This window comes from Dyella sp. C9, assembly GCF_003332825.1.
Taxonomy (GTDB): domain Bacteria; phylum Pseudomonadota; class Gammaproteobacteria; order Xanthomonadales; family Rhodanobacteraceae; genus Dyella.
Genome location: NZ_QIRF01000001.1, coordinates 339,663 through 357,386, shown reverse-complemented (window position 1 = coordinate 357,386; position 17,724 = coordinate 339,663). Strand labels below are relative to the sequence as shown.

14 protein-coding genes are annotated in these 17,724 nt (G+C 65.4%); 7 read left to right on the top strand and 7 right to left on the bottom strand.

What is annotated here, in order from left to right; translation table 11 throughout:
* Window positions 1-11: 11 nt before the first annotated feature.
* Window positions 12-800 carry a helix-turn-helix domain-containing protein gene (locus DVU99_RS01600; RefSeq protein ID WP_114238452.1) on the bottom strand — a complete coding sequence of 263 codons (789 nt, stop codon included), beginning with the start codon at window positions 798-800 and terminating at the stop codon, window positions 12-14.
* Window positions 801-936: 136 nt separating this feature from the next.
* Here DVU99_RS01600 and DVU99_RS01595 point away from each other — a divergent pair, with 136 nt between their 5' ends.
* Window positions 937-3,090, top strand: coding sequence for a TonB-dependent siderophore receptor (locus DVU99_RS01595; protein ID WP_114238451.1), 2,154 nt, complete (start codon window positions 937-939; stop codon window positions 3,088-3,090).
* Between the two features lie 217 nt (window positions 3,091-3,307).
* On the top strand, window positions 3,308-4,600 hold the full coding sequence (locus DVU99_RS01590) for an aromatic amino acid transport family protein (RefSeq protein WP_198670149.1): 1,293 nt from the start codon (window positions 3,308-3,310) through the stop codon (window positions 4,598-4,600).
* Between the two features lie 153 nt (window positions 4,601-4,753).
* Here DVU99_RS01590 and DVU99_RS01585 read toward each other — a convergent pair whose 3' ends face one another.
* The 3 genes from DVU99_RS01585 to DVU99_RS01575 all read right to left on the bottom strand — a co-directional run bounded on the left by DVU99_RS01585 (window position 4,754) and on the right by DVU99_RS01575 (window position 8,094).
* A complete protein-coding gene (locus DVU99_RS01585) occupies window positions 4,754-5,293 on the bottom strand; it encodes a cysteine dioxygenase family protein (RefSeq protein WP_157971320.1) in 540 nt (179 codons plus the stop codon).
* Between the two features lie 266 nt (window positions 5,294-5,559).
* The gene (locus DVU99_RS01580; protein ID WP_114238448.1) at window positions 5,560-6,759 is read right to left on the bottom strand and encodes a threonine synthase; all 1,200 of its coding nucleotides are present in this window, start codon (window positions 6,757-6,759) and stop codon (window positions 5,560-5,562) included.
* Between the two features lie 51 nt (window positions 6,760-6,810).
* On the bottom strand, window positions 6,811-8,094 hold the full coding sequence (locus DVU99_RS01575; protein WP_114238447.1) for a dicarboxylate/amino acid:cation symporter: 1,284 nt from the start codon (window positions 8,092-8,094) through the stop codon (window positions 6,811-6,813).
* A gap of 258 nt (window positions 8,095-8,352) precedes the next feature.
* Between DVU99_RS01575 and DVU99_RS01570 the strand changes: the two genes are divergently transcribed.
* Together DVU99_RS01570 and DVU99_RS01565 are read left to right on the top strand one after the other, a co-directional pair.
* Complete coding sequence (locus DVU99_RS01570) at window positions 8,353-9,060, top strand: DOPA 4,5-dioxygenase family protein (protein ID WP_114238446.1); 708 nt, start codon at window positions 8,353-8,355, stop codon at window positions 9,058-9,060.
* Between the two features lie 207 nt (window positions 9,061-9,267).
* Entirely contained in the window at window positions 9,268-10,398 is a 1,131-nt protein-coding gene (locus tag DVU99_RS01565; protein ID WP_157971319.1) for a TlpA disulfide reductase family protein, read from the top strand.
* 93 nt (window positions 10,399-10,491) lie between these two features.
* Here the strand turns inward: DVU99_RS01565 and DVU99_RS01560 are convergent, their stop codons facing one another.
* On the bottom strand, window positions 10,492-11,043 hold the full coding sequence (locus tag DVU99_RS01560) for a DUF6496 domain-containing protein (RefSeq protein WP_114238444.1): 552 nt from the start codon (window positions 11,041-11,043) through the stop codon (window positions 10,492-10,494).
* Between the two features lie 140 nt (window positions 11,044-11,183).
* Window positions 11,184-13,040, bottom strand: coding sequence for an ABC transporter ATP-binding protein (locus DVU99_RS01555; RefSeq protein WP_157971325.1), 1,857 nt, complete (start codon window positions 13,038-13,040; stop codon window positions 11,184-11,186).
* Window positions 13,041-13,293: 253 nt separating this feature from the next.
* On the opposite strand from DVU99_RS01555, the gene DVU99_RS01550 reads away from it, so the two are divergent.
* Together DVU99_RS01550 and DVU99_RS01545 are read left to right on the top strand one after the other, a co-directional pair.
* A complete protein-coding gene (locus DVU99_RS01550) occupies window positions 13,294-14,082 on the top strand; it encodes a PadR family transcriptional regulator (RefSeq protein WP_232823405.1) in 789 nt (262 codons plus the stop codon).
* A complete protein-coding gene (locus DVU99_RS01545) occupies window positions 14,075-14,461 on the top strand; it encodes a Fur family transcriptional regulator (protein ID WP_114238442.1) in 387 nt (128 codons plus the stop codon). Before DVU99_RS01550 ends, DVU99_RS01545 begins: the two co-directional genes overlap by 8 nt.
* On the opposite strand, the gene nfi is transcribed toward DVU99_RS01545, so the two are convergent.
* The gene (gene nfi / locus DVU99_RS01540; protein ID WP_114238441.1) at window positions 14,419-15,156 is read right to left on the bottom strand and encodes a deoxyribonuclease V; all 738 of its coding nucleotides are present in this window, start codon (window positions 15,154-15,156) and stop codon (window positions 14,419-14,421) included. The two genes, DVU99_RS01545 and nfi, sit on opposite strands and share 43 nt — an antisense overlap.
* 87 nt (window positions 15,157-15,243) lie before the next feature.
* Here nfi and DVU99_RS01535 point away from each other — a divergent pair, with 87 nt between their 5' ends.
* Window positions 15,244-17,700, top strand: coding sequence for a DUF3772 domain-containing protein (locus DVU99_RS01535; RefSeq protein ID WP_114238440.1), 2,457 nt, complete (start codon window positions 15,244-15,246; stop codon window positions 17,698-17,700).
* Window positions 17,701-17,724: the final 24 nt, after the last annotated feature.

Genomic DNA, 17,724 nt, shown 5'->3' with positions numbered 1-17,724 from the left:
TCGGCAGCGCTCTAGGTCGCGCCTCGCATGTAGCGAAGCGGGGGCACGCCCAGTACGCGCCGGAACATGGCGCTGAACGCGTTGGTATGGGTGTATCCAAGATAGCGTGCGACCTTGGAAACCGACTGGCCGAGCGAGAGCTGGCAGACGGCTTCCGACAGCATGGCCTGTTGACGCCATTGACCGAAGGTCAAACCGGTCTCCTGCTTGAACAGGCGGGTCATGGTGCGTGTGCTTGCGCCCACTTGTGCGCTGATCTGCTCGAGCGTGTTCTCGCTGCCAGGGCTCTGGATCAACAGTTCGCATACCTGCAGCAGGCGCTTGTCGCGCGGCAGGGGAAGCCGTCCATGATCGACAAGCTGCGCGGTCTGCAGGCAGCGCAAGGCCAAGGGTGCCATCAGCGCAGCATCGTCCTGCGCCTCGTACTCGAAAGGGTCGCGCGCCATGCTAAGCAAGAGCTCGCGCAAAAGCGGAGTGACCGCGAGCAGGCTGCACTCACGCCACAACCACGGCGCAGCATCGGGTTCCACGCGCAGCGTACTCAACGCGACCGAGCCGACCATGTGCAACTCATGATCGACGCCCGGCGCAATCCACAGCGCGTGCAAGGGGGTAACCGCCCACGCCCCCACCGATGTCAGCACGCGCACCACTCCCTGTGTCGGCGCGACCAGTTGGCCCTGCTCGTGGCTGTGCCAGATCTGGCGCTCCCCGCCTTGATAGGTGTTGGCCCAGGCCATGACCGGCCACTTCTGCCGTTGATAGTCCGCACCGAAGCGTTGCCGCCAGATGTTGTCCATGTGCAGCCATGTCCAGAAAAGGATGAGAACTGGCCAATCAGTGGCGGATTCTCATCGCTATTTGGCCACACGGCTCCGGAAGCATCAAGTTAAATAAGAAGGATTCTTATTTCGATTTCTTCCAGGGGTACCCTTCATGCCGTCCAGCTTGACGACCGGCCGCACGTTCACGACATCCGCACTGGCCCTGGCCTTGGCCTCCTGCTGGAGCACCGCCGCATCGGCGCAGCAGGACGATGCCAAACAGCTGGCCACCGTCCATGTCACCGAGAAAACCGACAAGGAAAAGGCGGATCAACCCGTGGCCGGTTACGTCGCCTTGCGTAGCAGCGCAGGCAGCAAGACGGATACCGCGCTGATCGACAATCCCCAGTCGGTCACCGTGATCACGCGCCAGCAGATGGATGCGCAGGGCGTGCAGACCTTGGACCAGGCCTTGCGCTACGTCCCTGCCGCCTCCAGCCAGGACAACGACCTGCGCTTTGACCAGCTCAGCATCCGGGGCTTCGATGCCGACTCGTATCTCGATGGCATGAAGTTGAACCGAACCACCTGGTTTGCCAACCCGCGCATCGATCCCTACTTCCTCGAACGCATCGACGTGCTGCGCGGCCCGGCGTCCGTGCTCTACGGGCAGGCCAGCCCGGGAGGTGTCGTCGACATGGTGAGCAAGCGGCCCACCGAGGATCCCTTGCATTCGGTGGAGCTGAGTATCGGCAACTACGATCGCCGCCAGCTTGGCTTCGACTTCGGTGGGCCGCTGGACGCCAATGGCCAGTGGCTCTATCGCGTTACGGGCCTGGCCCGGGATTCCGACACGCAGACCGACCACATCGGCGATCAGCGCTTCGGCATCGCGCCGGCACTCACCTGGCGACCCAGCGAAGCCACCAGCCTTACCCTGCTCAGCAGCGTCCAGCGCGATCCCCAGGGTGGACTTTTCAATCCGCTGCCGGCCTACGGCTCGGTGCTCTACAACCCCAATGGCAAGATCAACCCGGATCATTACCTGGGCGATCCCGAACGCGACCATTTCTCGCGCACGCAGTATTCAGCTGGCTATCTGTTCGAGCACCGCTTCAACGACAACGTGCAGTTCCGGCAGAACCTTCGTTACCTGCACGACGACGTCGACTACTACCAGACCTCGCTGTCCAGCCTGTTGAACGCCGATAAGCGCACCGGCTACTACTGGGGCAACATCAACAAGGAGCACATGGGCCAGTACACGCTGGACAACCAGGTGCAGGTCGACTTCAGCACCGGCGGACTGCAGCACACGCTGCTGGCCGGCGTGGACTATCAATACCTCTACAACCACATCCATCGAGGCGGCGCGTACTTCGGCACGGACGCGATCGACATCTACGATCCGGATTTCAGCGACATCCCCAACGTTCCCGTCACGCTGAACCAGTCCACGCGCCTTTCCCAGTTGGGCGGCTACTTCCAGGACCAGGTGCGCCTGGATCGTTGGTTGCTCACCCTGGGCGGCCGATTCGACTGGGCCCACACGCTGGATACGCAGCAAAGCGCGACCACTGGCGAGGTGTCCTCATCCACCGATCAGCGTGATCATGCATTCACCTGGCGAACTGCCCTCAACTACAAGTTCGACAACGGTATCGCGCCCTATCTCAGCTATTCGACCTCGTTCCAGCCTCAGACCGGCAACAGCTGGACGGGCAGCTCATTCGCGCCCACGCTGGGCAAGCAGTACGAGCTCGGCGTGAAATACCAGCCGATCGGCATGCGTGCGTACATCACAGCGGCCTTGTACGACCTGCGCGAAACCAACGTGCTGACCGCCGACCCGCTGCACGTCAACTACCAGGTGCAAACGGGCGAGGTGCGATCGCGCGGCGTCGAGATCGAAGGGCACGCGGAGATCACCAAGAACTTCAGCCTGCTGGCGTCGTACTCGCACCTTTACCAGACCGTGCTTCGCTCCAACGATGCCGACCAGGGTAAGCACCCGACCGCGCAACCGACGCAAATGGCCTCCGCCTGGGGCGACTACACCATTGACGGCGGCGCACTCGACAAGCTCGGATTCGGCCTGGGCGTGCGCTACGTCGGAAAGAGCTATGGCAGTGCGGACAACACGCTGACCGTGCCCCAACATACCCTTGTCGATGCCGCGGCGCATTACAGCGTCGGACCGTGGATGTTTGGCTTGAACGCCAACAATCTGTTCAACAAGACTTACGTCTCCTACTGCTCCAGCTACATGTTCTGTTACTACGGGGCCAAGCTCACGGTGATGGCAACCGCGCGCTACCAATGGTGATTCATCACGCCAGCCCGGCGTGATGTTCGTCCTCGGGACGAGTCCGCCGCAGCCTGCAGCGCGCCCGGCAAGGCGCATGCTGCAAGCTGCGGCGAGTCATGCCGATGTCATGCCGTCATATGGATGGATGTGTCTAAGCACATGAGGAATGGCCATCAGGCTGGCCGCCACCGCCCTGCATAATGCCCGGCCCCAAGGCCGCTCCCCGGGCTGACGCATGACCACGCTTGAAACGACGCCATCGACATCCATGACCGACGCGCAGTGGCGCGCCGCCACTCGATTCGACAGCACCGACGTCGGCTGGGTGATGATGAACATCGGCATGGCCATCGGCGCGGGCATCGTGTTCCTGCCGGTGCAGGTCGGCCTGATGGGCCTGTGGGTGTTCCTGCTGTCGGCCGTGATCGGCTATCCGGGCATGTACCTGTTCCAACGCCTGTTCATCAACACACTGGCGGACGCCCCGGTCAGCCAGACCTACCCGGGCATGATCGCGAGCTATCTCGGTCGTGGCTGGGGTACGGCGCTGGGCCTGCTGTACTTCGTCATGCTGACGATCTGGATGTTCGTCTACGCCATCGCCATCACGCGCGACAGTGCGTCCTACCTGCACAGCTTCGGCATCACCCACGCACTGTGGTCGAACCACGCCTGGTACGGCCTGCTCCTGATCGTGCTGCTGGTTGCACTGGCCTCGCGCGGCGAGCGCGCGCTATTTCGCATCTCGTCGCTGCTGGTGCTGACCAAGCTGCTGATCGTGGCGGCGCTGGGCTTTTTCATGATTCCCCGCTGGGACCTCGCCAACCTCGGCACTGTGCCACCCACGCCGCAGCTGGCCAAGAACGCGGTGATCACCCTGCCCTTCACGCTTACCTCGATCCTGTTCATCCAGACCTTGAGCCCGATGGTGATTTCCTACCGGGCCCGCGAGCGCTCCCCGGCCGTGGCCAGGCACAAGGCGCTGCGCGCCATGAACATCGCCTTCGGCATCCTGTTCGTCACCGTCTTTTTCTATGCCCTGTCGTTCACGCTTGCCATGAGCCATGGCGAAGCCGCTTCGGCCTACCAGCAGAACATCTCGGCGCTGGCGATCACCGCGCAGATCTTTCCCGGCAGCTGGGCCAGCATCGTCGGCGTCGTACTCAACATCTTTGCGGTCATGACGGCGTTCTTCGGCGTATACCTCGGCTTCCGCGAGGCGGCGCAGGGCCTGCTGGTGAACTTGCTCAGCCGCTGGACCGATCCGCAGCGCATTCCCCTGCCCTGGATAGGCCGCGGCGTGATGGTGCTCGCGATCCTGCTCGCCTGGGGAGCCATCGAGGGCAACCTGCCCGTACTCCTGTTCACCACCATCAGCAGCCCGATCTTCGGCCTGCTTGGCTGCCTGATCCCGGCATGGCTGGTCTGGAAGGTGCCGGCGCTCAGCAAGTATCGCGGCCCGGGGCTGGCCTTCATCGTAGGGGTCGGCTTGCTTCTTTGCGCCTCGCCGCTGCTTGCGTGGCTATGAGACGGTCTACGCTGTACCACCGGCGCAGGATCGGCGCGAACTTGCACTAGCCAGGCATTGGGCTTAGCGCGGGCGTAGCCACCGCGGCTCGTCCACAACCTTCCGGGTGCGGGGCGCGAACCCCGCAACCCGGCGTATCGGCCGGTGGCGACATCAAACAGGAACTTCCTCCCTCGCCGATTGATGATGCTCGCACGACCACGCATCACCATCGGCATGGAAGCTTCGATACGAGTCGAGGCTGCCGCCATAGACATGCAGGGTCAGCGCCTGGCGGCTCTTTGAGAAGTTGCGACAGCGATGCGCATAGTCCGAGGTGGAGAACGTGAGGTAATCGCCCACGCCCGCAACGATCGTCTCGCGCGGCTCCAGGTGGATGGCAGGGCTCGGCAGCAGTTCGTACGACTGCACCTCGAGCACGCCGTCGAGCACGTATTCAAGCCCCCACAGCCCCTGGTGATCGTGGATGGGCGTCACGTGCTCGGCCGGCCAGAGAATGAGCAGCGCCTCGTAAGGCCGCTCACCCTCGGTGCGAAGCACGATGCGTCGATACGAGGGAGTGACGCCGTCGGGCGAGAGATCGGCGACGCGGGGACATCCGGGCCAACGCGAGGCCTGGGACAACGCCTTGCCGATGGCGGACACATCCACCATCGCAGACTGGGCTATCGCTGCATCGATCTGGGCGATCACCTGCCTGCTCCAGGTATCCAATGGATTCGTTGGCGCGTCATGCATAGGGAAAACTCACCGTGTTGACGTATTCGATGCCTAAGCAATCACAAGCCGCGTTAAGCATGCGCTAGAAGACCATGCGAAACGCGCAGCGACTGGCGCGAACCATGCGGCGAAGCCAGGCCACAGAGCATGAAAACGCCGTACCTATCACAACGTTTACATGATCAGGCGATGCGGGCCACAAGCGCGATACCAGGCACCCATCACGTGCCACGCACGCGTCATCGGCGTTCGGCTGCAGACAGGCCCAGCGCATCGGCGATCACTTCGGTGTACTTGAGGCCCGAGCCCGTGTTGAACACGACGATGCGATCCGACGGTTTCAGCTCGCCGGACGCGATGAGCCGGGCGTAGGCTGCCATGGCGGCAGCACCCTCGGGCGACAGGAAAACACCCTCTTCCGCGGCCCAATCCTTGAGCGAGGCAAAGGTCTCTTCGTCCGACACCGCGACAGCCTTGCCGCCCGACGCACGAAGCGCATCGAGAATGATGTAGTCGCCATAGGCTTTGGGCACGCGAAGGCCTGAAGCGGCGGTCTGAGGCGATGTCCACATCTGGCTGACGGCAGCACCCTCGTTGAAGGCTCGGACCACCGGGGCGCAGCCGGTCGACTGGATCGCGTACATGCGAGGCCGCCTGCCCGGCTTCACCCAGCCGAGTTGTTCCAGCTCGTCAAACGCCTTCCACATGCCGATCAGCCCGACGCCACCGCCGGTGGGATAGAAAACCGCATCCGGATATTCCCAACCCAGTTGCTCGACGAGCTCATAGCCCATCGTCTTCTTGCCCTCGACGCGGAATGGCTCCTTGAGCGTGGAAACGTCGAACCAGCCCTCGGCTTGCTTGCGTTCGCCGACGATGCGCGCGCAATCGGAGATGACGCCATCGACCAGCGTCACCTTGGCCCCATAGGCCGTCGCCTCCACGATGTTGGCGAGGGGAACATCGCGCGGCATGAAGATATGGGCCTCGATGCCAGACGCCGTGGCATACGCCGCCAGCGCGCCCGCCGCGTTGCCCGCGGACGGAATGGCCAGTTTCTTCAGCCCGTAGTGCCGGGCCATGGTCACCGCCAGTGCCAGGCCACGCGCCTTGAACGACCCCGTGGGGTTGGCGCCTTCCTCCTTGAGAAACAGATTCGCGTAGCGCCTGCTGCGCAGCATCGGCGTCCATCCTTCACCGAGCGTGACGGGTATCGCATCGGGAAGCACCGCGTGATAGCGCCACATGCCCGACCATGGCTCGCCTTGCCGTGCCCCGACCACATCAAGCGGCGAAGTCCCTGCCAGCGGGTTGAGGTCATAACGCACGTACAAGGCGCCCGCCGGCTGATCGATGCATGCCGTGCAGAGCGTCTGGGGCACATCGGCACGCAGGCGCGCGTGGCAGCGGGAACACTCCAGATAGGCGATGGCGGGCATGTGACCTCGGTGCGATTCGAAGCGGACGGTGTCAAAAAACGGCGGAGCCGATCAGGATTCGCTGGTGGAAGGCGTATCGAGCCCGCCCTCCCACGTGGCCACTGCGACCGAGGCCACCGCATTGCCGACGATGTTGGTTGCCGAGCGCCCCATGTCGAGCAGGTGATCCACCGCCAGCACCAGCGCGAGCCCCGCGTCCGGCAGATGGAAGTAATGCAGCGTTACGGCGATCACCGCAATCGCCGCCCGCGGCACTCCCGCCAGGCCCTTGGTGCTGATCAGCAGCAAGCCGAACAGTGCGAGCTGCTGCGCCGGCGCAAGCTCGACGTGATAGGCCTGCGCGATGAAAAGGATGGCGAACGTGCAGTACATCATGGCCCCGTCCAGATTGAACGAGTAGCCCAAGGGAAGCACGAACGCCGCGATGCGCCGGGGTACGCCGAAGGCCACCAGTTCCTCCAGCAAACGTGGGTACGCCGCCTCCGACGACGACGTGGCAAAGGCGAGCAGCACCGGTTGGCGAATCCGCGCAACCAGCCCAAGCGCCCTCCTTCCGCCCAACGCCCACAGCGCGACAAGGAACAGTAGCCACAGCACGCCCAGTGACAGGTAGAAGCCGCCGACGAAGCGCGCGTAGGCCTGCACAATGCCAAATCCATAAAGGCTGATGGACCCTGCCAGCGCCGCGAAAATCGCCAGGGGAGCAAGCTTCATCACGTAGTCGGTGATACGGAACATGACTGCCGACAGCTGCTCCAGCAACTCGACGAGACGACCGGCCTGCTCCCTGAGTGACGCGGCGGCCGTGCCGACGAACAAGGAGAACACCACCACCTGCAGGATCTCGTTGTTGGCCATCGCCTCGATGATGGAGCGCGGAATCACGTGGTTGACGAACTCCGGCAGCGTGGGCGCCGCAAATCCCGCATCCACGCCGCTGATGGCTGCCGGGCTGGCCAGCAGGCCGCTGGCATGCAGCGCGACACCAGGTTGAAGCAGCGTGGCCATCGACAGGCCGATCAACAACGAGATGCAGGATGCCGCGAGGAACCACAGCAGCGCCTTCAGGCCCAGCCTGCCAATGTCGGCTGCGGTACCCATGCGGGCGACCGCTGAAGTCAGCGAGGCAAACACCAGCGGCGCGATGATCATGCGGATCAGCCGCAGGAATCCATCGGTGATGATCGCAAGATAGCCGGCAAGCGCACTGGACGCGGCTGGCGGCAGCAGCCCGTGACTGAGCCCACCCAGCGCAATCCCCATCAGCGTCGATGCCAACAGCACCGCTGCGTAGCGGTGGCTGCTACCACCCGATGCCAGACCCCTGCCATCCATCGATGATCGTCACCCCACGTTCGTTGAAGCCAGCGTAACGCAATGCGGTGGATGGATGTCCAGATGTCCAAGTGCCGTCGACGCATATAACCGCAGGTTCTACCCATATGCGAAATGGTCATCTCCCCGCCCCCTCCGTTCCCGGTAGGAAACCGCTATTTCTATGGGCAGGGCTTCACCCGGCGACGTCCAGCACCAAGCGACCGCCGGTGCACCCGCCAGATTCGATACGACGCAGCAAAAACGGAGGTACCTAGCATGGCCCTTGACCCAGTGGACGAAGCCGTGGATGGCCAGTGGGCCGACCTGTTGTCACCGGCACGCCGCCGGCTGATTCGCGATACCGGACTGGCTGCCGGAGCGCTTGCCCTGGCGGGCCTGGCGACACCCGTACGCGCGGGCGACGCGGTCACAGGTGCTGCCGACGCCGGCAAGAACTACGCGGAACCTCCGCACAAGCCGGGCGAAAGCCCGTGGGGATACGAAACCTACAAGCAACCCACGCCGCGCCCCGCCGGCATCCGTCCGCACGAGCCATCGCTACCGGCAGCGCCCCGCGCCTACACGGACATCAAGAGCTACCACGCGCACATCTACTTCGACGAAGACAGCTACCAGAAGGCAGCCCTTATCCGTCGCTGGTCGGCCGAGCGTTTCCTGGTGGAACTTGGCGACTGGAACACCCAGCCGCGCGGCCCGCATACCACGCCGTCGTTCTACTTCGGCTTCGGCACCGAACTTTTTCCGAAGGTGGTGCCGTGGCTTCAGCTCAACAGCCTGGGCCTGACCATCCTGATCCATCCGAACACGGTCGATCCGCGCGCCGACCACCTGTACTACGCCCTGTGGGTCAATCGCAGCCAGCCGGTCAACGCCTTCGACTGGCCCACGCTCGAACAGCGCAAGGAGCTGACCGTCGAGCAGATCTACCCCAATACGAAGCCACACATCGCGCTTGAGACCTAGCCGCGACGCACTGGCACGACACCACGAACCGTTCCTGCCTCACCAGCAAACCGAGTGCAGCGCCCTCGCCCCCCCCCTGGAATCCGCCGCATGCGTCCATGGCCGCTCCTCCTTCTCGCTCTAGCCCTGCCTGTACAGGCGACCGGATCCGCACCGGCGACATGGTCAGGGACCTGGGAGGCCACCGCCAGCAATGGCGCGCTGACGGTGCCGTTCCATTTTGAACTGCAGAACGGCGCCCACGGACTGGTAGGCCGCTTCTTCAATGGAAGCGACCCTGTACCGTCGGACGCGGCGCGCGTCGAGGGCAACCATCTCGTGCTTCGCTACGACGCGTTCGATCGCGTGCTGGACCTGCAGGCGGCCGACGACGGAACGCTGAGCGGCACCTACACGGCAAGCACCGGCTCAACCAAGGCAGCCCCGTGGAAGATCGTGGCGCATCGGGCCCAGGCGTCGGCGCGGCCGGATGACGGGGCGCCGAACATCGACGGCTTGTGGATTCTCCCTGCCGAGAGCAAGAAGAAGAACGAATACGCGTGGCGCCTGATCACGCACCAGGACTTCGGCAAGCTCTCCGCGTCCATTCTGCGCGTCGGTGGTGATACCGGCGCCCTTACCGGCATCTGGAAGGACGGCCAATGGTCGCTTTCCAACTTCTCGGGCACCCGCGCGGCTGTGGCAAGCATCAGGCCGGCGCATGACAGCAACGGATACGACACGCTCGACGTGACACTGTCGGACGCCCATGGAGGCACCGCCCACTACACCGCCTACCGGCCGGACACCGCGCGCAAGCTGGGGCTCCCGGATGCCGCCGACCTCACCACGCATACCGGCGTCCGCGATCCGGATGAACCGTTTGCCTTCGGCTTCAAGGATCTGGATGGCAGGCTGGTGTCCAACACGGACGCGCGCTTTCGCGGCAAGGTCGTGCTGGTGGACGTGTCGGGCAGCTGGTGCCCCAACTGCCACGACGAAGCGCCTTTCCTGGACGCGCTCTATCGCAAGTACCACGCGCGCGGACTGGAGATCGTGACCGTGGATTTCGAGGATGCCGAGGAATACGCCGATCCGGCGCGGCTTCGTGCCTTCGTCGCCAGGTACAAGCCGCCGTTTCCGGTGCTGCTCGCCGGCACCACCGACCAGGTCGCGGAGAAGCTGCCCCAGGCGGTGAACCTGGATTCCTGGCCGACGACCTTTTTCATCGCGCGCGACGGCCGCGTCGAGCACGTCCACACCGGCTTCTCGGCGCCAGCCACCGGTGACTTTCATGCGGCCATCGAAAGCGAATTCGAAAGCCAGATCGAGGCCCTGCTGGTCCACAAGGCGCCCTGAATCCGGGCTCTGGCGACCCGGCACGGCCATCCGCTGGCATGGGTGTTCCGCCAGCCGCTGGGCGCCGCCTCGGCGACCGAAATGCCGCCGCGCTCAGCGCCCGTGGGCGCGCATGGCCCGGGTACGCGCCGCCCGCGTGGCACCCGCGGCGCGGCTGGTTGCACGCGTACGTGCGGCCTTCTTGGCCGCGGCCTTGCGAACGGCGGGGCCCTTGGTCTTGACGCCCTTGCGCGCGGAAGCCGATCGCTCGGCGGCCGTGCGCTTGGCCGCCGCCTGCCGCGCGTGGCGGGACAACGCCGTCTTGGAGGCAGCCGCTGAACCTTCGCGCTTCAGCGCCTGCGTGGCTGCACGTCGGCGACGCGCCGTGGTTTCCGAACTGGGTTTCCTCGCCGGGGACTTCTTGGCGACCGGCTTCTTGCGGCTGGTCTTCTTCGCTGCGGCGCCTTTCCTGGCCGGTACCTTGATGCCCGCGCGGCGCGCTTCGGACAGGCCGATGGCGATGGCCTGGGCCGCGGAGCGGGCCCCGTGCTTGCCTTCGCGGATACGGTCGATTTCCTCGCGCACGAACTCGCCGGCCTGGGTGCTGGCCGACTTGCCTTCACGCTTGTCCTTGCGTGCACGCGCCAGTGCTCGTTCAGTAGGCATCACGCCGCTCCGGTGGTGAGGGGCGTTCGATGCTGCCGGCAACGCCGTGAAGCACGAGGCAAGGAAAGCTAAAGAGCTCTGCCGGTGTTCATGAGACCTGCCACCCCTGGCGCGGGGTGATGAGGTTTCCGCTGGAGCATTCAGGCCAGGGCGTCGTCTTCGGCCGGGTCCTCGGCCGCGACGAAGCCGCCGGTCTGGCGCTGCCACAAGCGTGCATACAGGCCATCACGCGCGATCAGCTCGCCGTGGGTACCACTCTCCACGATGTGGCCCTTGTCCATCACCACAAGCCGGTCCATGCGCGCGATGGTCGACAGGCGATGCGCAATCGCAATCACCGTCTTGCCGCGCATCAGCAGCTCCAGGCTGTCCTGGATCGCGGCTTCGGCTTCCGAATCCAGCGCCGAGGTTGCCTCATCGAGGATGAGAATCGGCGCGTCCTTCAGCAGCACGCGGGCGATCGCGATGCGCTGGCGCTGGCCACCACTGAGCTTCACGCCGCGCTCGCCCACATGGGCGTCATAGCCGACGCGGCCTTCGCCGTCGACCAGCTGTGGAATGAACTCGTCGGCACGAGCCTTGCGCACGGCCTCGATCATCTGTGCTTCGGTGGCGTCAGGACGGCCGTACAGCAGGTTGTCGCGGATCGAGCGATGCAACAGCGAGGTGTCCTGGGTCACCACGCCGATCTGCGCACGCAGGCTCTCCTGGGCCACGCCGGCGATGTCCTGGCCGTCGATGAGGATGCGACCGCCTTCCAGGTCGTACAGGCGCAGCAGCACGTTGACCAGGGTCGACTTGCCGGCGCCCGACGGGCCCACCAGGCCGATCTTTTCGCCGCCGCGCACGTCCAGGTCCAGCCCGGAGATCACGCCGCCCTGCTTGCCGTAGTGGAAGTGGATGTCCTCGAAGCGCACGCGCCCCTCGGTGACCTGCAGCGGCATGGCGCCTTCGCGGTCCTGCACGGCGCGCGGCCTGGAAATCGTCTCGATGCCGTCCTGCACCGTGCCGACGTTCTCGAAGATGCCGTTGATCACCCACATGATCCAGCCAGACATGTTGTTGATGCGGATCACCAGGCCGGTACTGAGCGCGATCGCGCCCACCGTCACCTTGCCCTGGCTCCACAGCCACACGGCCAGCGCCGAAGTGCCGACGATCAGGAAGCCGTTGAGCGTGGTGATGGTGGCGTCCATCGCGGTGGTGAGCCGGGTCATCGCACGCATGCGCTTGATCTGCTCGCTCATCGCATCGGCCACGTAGGCTTCCTCGCGCTGGGTGTGCGCGAACAGCTTGAGGGTGAGGATGTTGCTGTAGCCGTCCACGATGCGGCCCATCAGGCGCGAGCGCGCCTCGGACTGGCGCCACGAGCGCTCCTTGGTGCGCGGCACGAAGTAGCTCAGCGTCGCCACGTACGTCACCAGCCACAGCACCAGCGGCACGGCCAGCCAGTAGTCGGCCTTGGCGAACATCACGATGGCGCTGCCGGTGTAGATCGCCACGTACCAGATCGCATCCACGATCTGCACGGCCGATTCACGCAGCGCGCCCGAGGTCTGCATGATGCGGTTGGCGATGCGCCCGGCGTAGTCGTTCTGGAAGAAGCCCAGGCTCTGCCGGATCACGTAACGGTGGTTCTGCCAGCGAATGCGGTTGGTGAGGTTGGGCACGATGGCCTGGTTCACCAGCAGGTCGTGCAGCCCGATCAGCACCGGGCGCGCAACCAGCGCCACCAAGCCCATCCACAGCAGTTCCCGGCCGTGCAGCTTGAAGAAATCGGCCGCCGGCACGCCCTTGGTCATGTCCACGATGCTGCCGATGAAGCCGAACAGCGACACCTCCACGATGGCCACGCCGAAGCCCACCACGAGCGCCGCCGCGAACACCGGCCACACCTGGCGCAGGTAGAACACATAGAAGCGCCACACGGACTGCGGCGGCATACCGTCGACGGGTTCCTTGAACGCGTCGATCAGCGATTCGAACCAGCGGAACACCATGGGATCGTCCTTGGGGAAACGGCTGTGCTTAGCAGGGCATGGTTGAAGGCGCGACGCCGGAGTTTCAAGTCGCGCCGCCCCACAGGAGCGCACCCTGCGCGCGATAACGCCCCCACCCGCGTGGAAAAACCGGATGCCGCGCGGTCGCGCACAGGGTGCGCTCCTACAAGAAGAGGACCCGGGGCACTTGCAATCCGGAAAAGTTGCGATATATCTTAAGACCGTTACTTACGATATATCGGAGTTAATCATGGGATTTCGTCATTTCTTTGATCGTCATCACCACCACCACCCCCACGAAGGCCGTGAAGGCTGGGCTCGCGGCGACCGGCACACGGGCCGCGGACGCGGGTTCCACCACGGCTTCATGGACGACGAGGGCCCGGAGGGCTACGCCCGCGAGGCCATGCACATGGGCCGCGAGCGCGGTTTCCGACACGGCTTCATGCACCACGGCGGCCACGACGGCTTTACCCGCGAAGCCATGCGCATGGGCCGTGGACGCGGCGGCGGCCGTGGCTTCGGCGACGACGAGGGCCAGGGCTGGGGCGGCATGGGCGGTCGTTTCCGCGGCGGCCGCGTGTTCGGCCACGGCGACCTCAAGCTGATCCTGCTGGCCTTGATCGCCGAGCAGCCGCGCCACGGCTACGAGCTGATCCGCACCATCGAGGAGATGTTCGACGGTGCCTATGCGCCCAGCCCCGGCGCGGTCTACCCCACCCTCACCCTGCTGGAAGAGCTCGGTTACGCCAACGTGGAAAGCGGCGATGGCAAAAAGCTCTACAGCATCACCGCCGAGGGCCAGGCCTTCCTCGCCGAGAACAAGGACGCGGTGGATGCGGTGATGTCGCGCATGCAGCAGACCGCCCAGATGTTCTCGCGCGCGGCGGCGCCGATGGCGCTGCGCGAGGCGATGCACAATCTCAAGCGCGCACTGTTCATACATGGCGGGCCGTGGGATGCCGCCGAAGTGAAGCGCATCCGCGAGATCATCCAGAAGGCGGCCGACGAGATCGCCAAGGGTGGCAAGGATGCCTGAGCTCGCACCCGCCATGATGTCCGACGCCCACCGGGTGCTGGCGCAGGCGGGCTTGCGTGCCACCTCGCCGCGCCTCGCCATCTGGCAGGCGCTCAACCAGTCCGAGGACGAGCCCGATGCCGTCGAACTGCTGCGCCGCGCCCAACCGCTGGAGCCCCGCACCAGCCTGGGCACGGTGTATCGGTTCCTGCGCGAGCTGGAACAGCACGCACTCGCCTCGTCGCGGCCGGTGGCCCACGGAAGGGCGCGCTGGCGAGCCGGGTTATCGTCAGGCACGACGGCGTCGCGAAACGATGCCGCCGTGGCGGCGGTGGCGCGACTGGCCGCGGCTTACGGCTACCGACTGGTGCCTTCCGCGGACGCCTCGTCCACGACCTGAGCCCGTCGCCGGGACAGGGTGTCCCGGCGTGAGGCCAGCCGATCCGCCAAGCGGGTGGGCTCGGGCAGGCGGTACTTCGTGCAATACGCCAGCACCAGTTCCGGTGCACTCGCCATGCTGACCCGGTGCCCGGGAGAAACCACCAGCGGGCGTACGCGATCCTTGCTGCGCAGGACGCAGCCGATCACGCGATCCTTGTAGAGCAGCGGCGCGCGATCGCCGCGATGCGGCCCGACTTCGTCGTGGCGCCCCACCAGGATCGACTTCGCCACGCCGATCGCGGGCAAGCCCGTGATCACGCCCAGGTGGGCCGCAATACCGAGGCCACGCGGGTGCGCCACGCCATGACCGTCCACGAACACCAGGTCGGGCGTGCGCGGCAACTGCTCCAGTGCCTTCAGCAGCGCGGGTAATTCACGGAAGGAAAGCAACCCAGGAATGTACGGCATGCAGGTAGGCAGGCGCGCGACCACTTCGGCCAGCGGCTCCATGCTTTGCGCATCCAGCAGCACGGCAGCCGCGCGCGTCACCGCACCGCCCTCCTCGAAGCCCACGTCGAGGCCAGCCACAAAAGGCAATGGCGGGTGCTCGTCCACCAAACGCACCTGCGCGGCCAGCTGCGACTGCAGCGCGCGCGCAGCGGCCACATCACCATTCCACGGCGGCAGCGTGTCGTGATCCGGTCCTTGATTCATCGCGACAGCGTGAAGGCCGTGGCCTGAACAGGCCGTCAAGGCAATTATTCATTGACCGGTTCAGGGCCCGCCCCGGATCATGCCGGCATGCCTATCCTGTCCCGCCTGTTGCTGATCCTGCTGCTTGCCATCGGCGCTGCGGCTCCGTCCCTTGCCGCCCAGAACACCGCCGACAACCAGAACTCCGCGCAAATACCGCAAACCACGCTGGCTACGCCTGACGAACTCAGTGCCCAGCTGGACCAGATCAAGCAGGCCATCACCGACAAGAACAAGCTGACCGATGCGGTGCTTACCGCTGCGCGCACCAAGGTTCTGCAGGTGCAGGCGCAGGCGGACCAGCTCACCGCCAGCCTCGCGCCGCAGTCCGATGCGGCCAAGGCCAAGCTGGACGTGCTCGGCCCGGCGCCGGAGAAAGGCGCGCCCGCCGAAGCACCGGAAGTGGCCAGCCAGCGCAAGCAGCTCACCAAGGACAAGTCGGATATCGACGGCCAGCTCAAGCAGGCCAAGACGCTGAGCCTGGAGAGCCAGCAGATGGCCACGGAGATCGCCGGCCTGCGCCGCGACCTGTTCCAGGCCCAAATCAGCCAGCGCTCCGCCTCGCCCTTCAGCGTGTCGTTCTGGCAGCGGCTGGCGCAGAACATGCCCGACGACAGCGCCAACTTCGACGCGCTGATGAAGTCGGTGAAGGGCGCGGTGGTGCAAGCCTGGCAGCCGGCCAACCGCGTGCCGTTCATCGCCTGCCTGCTGGCCGCCATCGCCCTGTTCGCAGTGGGCCGTCGCCTGCTCGAACACCAGATACTCGACCTGGTGAGCAAGCACCTGCCGGCCGGCCACCTGAGGCGCAGCGCCATGGCGGTACTCATCACGCTAGGCACCACGCTCACCTATGGGCTGGCCGCGTGGCTGATCTACCTGGCCGTCAACTGGAGCGGCGTGTACGACCAGGATCTGGACGACATGGTGCGCCCGATCGTGCGCCTGGTGTTCTTCGTGGCCATGCTCGCCGGGCTCGGTCGCGCGCTGCTCAGCGTCAAGCGACCGTCCTGGCGGCTGCCGCCCATCTCGGACGACCTGGCGATCCGGCTGCGCCTGTTCCCCACCCTGCTGGCCTATAGCGCATTGCTGCTGGGCCTGCTCGAGCGCATCACCAGCGACATCGGTGCCAGCCTCGCCACCACCATGGCCGCGAATGCGCTTTCCGCCACGCTCATCGGCGGACTGGTGGGCGCCGCGCTCATCCGCATGGGCCGCGCCCGGCGCGCGCTGATCGCCGCCGGCAACACGCCTGCCGAACGCCCGCTGTGGGTGGGCCTGCTGGTTGCGGGTGCTTTCGTCGGCACCCTGCTTACCCTGCTGGCAGTGGTCACCGGCTATATCGCCCTGGCGTTCTTCGTGGCTCGCCAGATGCTGAGCGCGGGATTCCTGATCAGCGTGCTGTACGTGCTGATGCACCTGGTCAACGACCTGTGCGAATCGCTGCTCAACCCCGATACCCGCAGCGGCGTGCGCATGCAGGAAACCTTCGGCATCGCGCCTGCGCGGCTGGAGCAGGCGGCGACGGTCCTCTCAGGCGTTGTCCGCGCCTTCATGCTGCTGCTGGCCGTGCCGTTGATCCTGGCGCCTTATGGCGCGGGGCCGTCCGAACTGGTGGACCGCGGTACCAGCCTGTTTGCCGGCCGTTCGCTCGGCACCCTGACCATCAATCCCACCAACATCTTCAACGCCCTGGTGGTGCTGCTGACCGGCTTCATCGTGGTGCGCCTGATCAAGCGCTGGCTGAGCAAACAGCTGCTGCCCAAGACCTCGCTGGACGTGGGCATGCAGACGTCGATCGTGACCCTGCTCGGCTATGTCGGCGGCATCCTGGTGTTCGTGCTGGTGCTCGGCGCCATGAAGGTGGATGTGCAGAGCATCGCCTGGGTGGCCAGTGCGCTGTCGGTCGGTATCGGTTTCGGCCTGCAGGCCATCGTGCAGAACTTCATCTCGGGCCTGATCCTGCTGGCCGAGCGGCCCGTGAAGGTCGGCGACTGGATCAGCATCAGCGGCGTGGAGGGCGATATCCGCCGCATCAACGTGCGCGCCACCGAGATCCAGCTGGGCGACCGCTCCACCATGATCGTGCCCAACTCGCAGCTGATCACCCAGAACGTGCGCAACGTGACACTGGCCAACGCACTGGGCCGCGTGCAGATCCGCCTGCCGATGCCGCTCAGCAGCGACGCCACCAAGGTGCGCCAGATCGTGTTCGACATCCTGCGCAACCATCCGGGCACGCTCAACACGCCCTCGCCCAGCGTGCAGCTGGACAGCATCGACTCGGGCTCGCTGATGTTCGTGTGCACGGCCTATGTCAGCAATCCGCGCGATGCCAGCAACGTGAAGAGCGACCTGCTGTTCGAGGTGATCGAGCGCCTGCGCCAGACCGGCCTGCCGCTGACCACGCCGCAGGACATGGTGGTACGCGCCATGCGCCCCGATCGTGACGGCAGCGGCCAGGAGGGCCCGCCGCAGAGCACCGTGATGCCCGGCAGCAAGGCCTGACAGCGCCCACCCATCGGCCTAGAC

Excerpts from the sequence above, each read along its gene's own strand:
- DVU99_RS01575 (WP_114238447.1), bottom strand. The coding sequence starts at position 8,094 with ATGGATGGCAGGGGTCTGGCATCGGGTGGTAGCAGCCACCGCTACGCA.
- DVU99_RS01595 (WP_114238451.1), top strand. The coding sequence starts at position 937 with ATGCCGTCCAGCTTGACGACCGGCCGCACGTTCACGACATCCGCACTG.
- DVU99_RS01550 (WP_232823405.1), top strand. The coding sequence starts at position 13,294 with ATGGGATTTCGTCATTTCTTTGATCGTCATCACCACCACCACCCCCAC.
- DVU99_RS01560 (WP_114238444.1), bottom strand. The coding sequence starts at position 11,043 with ATGCCTACTGAACGAGCACTGGCGCGTGCACGCAAGGACAAGCGTGAA.
- DVU99_RS01545 (WP_114238442.1), top strand. The coding sequence starts at position 14,075 with ATGCCTGAGCTCGCACCCGCCATGATGTCCGACGCCCACCGGGTGCTG.
- DVU99_RS01600 (WP_114238452.1), bottom strand. The coding sequence starts at position 800 with ATGGACAACATCTGGCGGCAACGCTTCGGTGCGGACTATCAACGGCAG.
- DVU99_RS01580 (WP_114238448.1), bottom strand. The coding sequence starts at position 6,759 with ATGCCCGCCATCGCCTATCTGGAGTGTTCCCGCTGCCACGCGCGCCTG.
- DVU99_RS01570 (WP_114238446.1), top strand. The coding sequence starts at position 8,353 with ATGGCCCTTGACCCAGTGGACGAAGCCGTGGATGGCCAGTGGGCCGAC.
- DVU99_RS01590 (WP_198670149.1), top strand. The coding sequence starts at position 3,308 with ATGACCACGCTTGAAACGACGCCATCGACATCCATGACCGACGCGCAG.
- DVU99_RS01535 (WP_114238440.1), top strand. The coding sequence starts at position 15,244 with ATGCCTATCCTGTCCCGCCTGTTGCTGATCCTGCTGCTTGCCATCGGC.
- nfi (WP_114238441.1), bottom strand. The coding sequence starts at position 15,156 with ATGAATCAAGGACCGGATCACGACACGCTGCCGCCGTGGAATGGTGAT.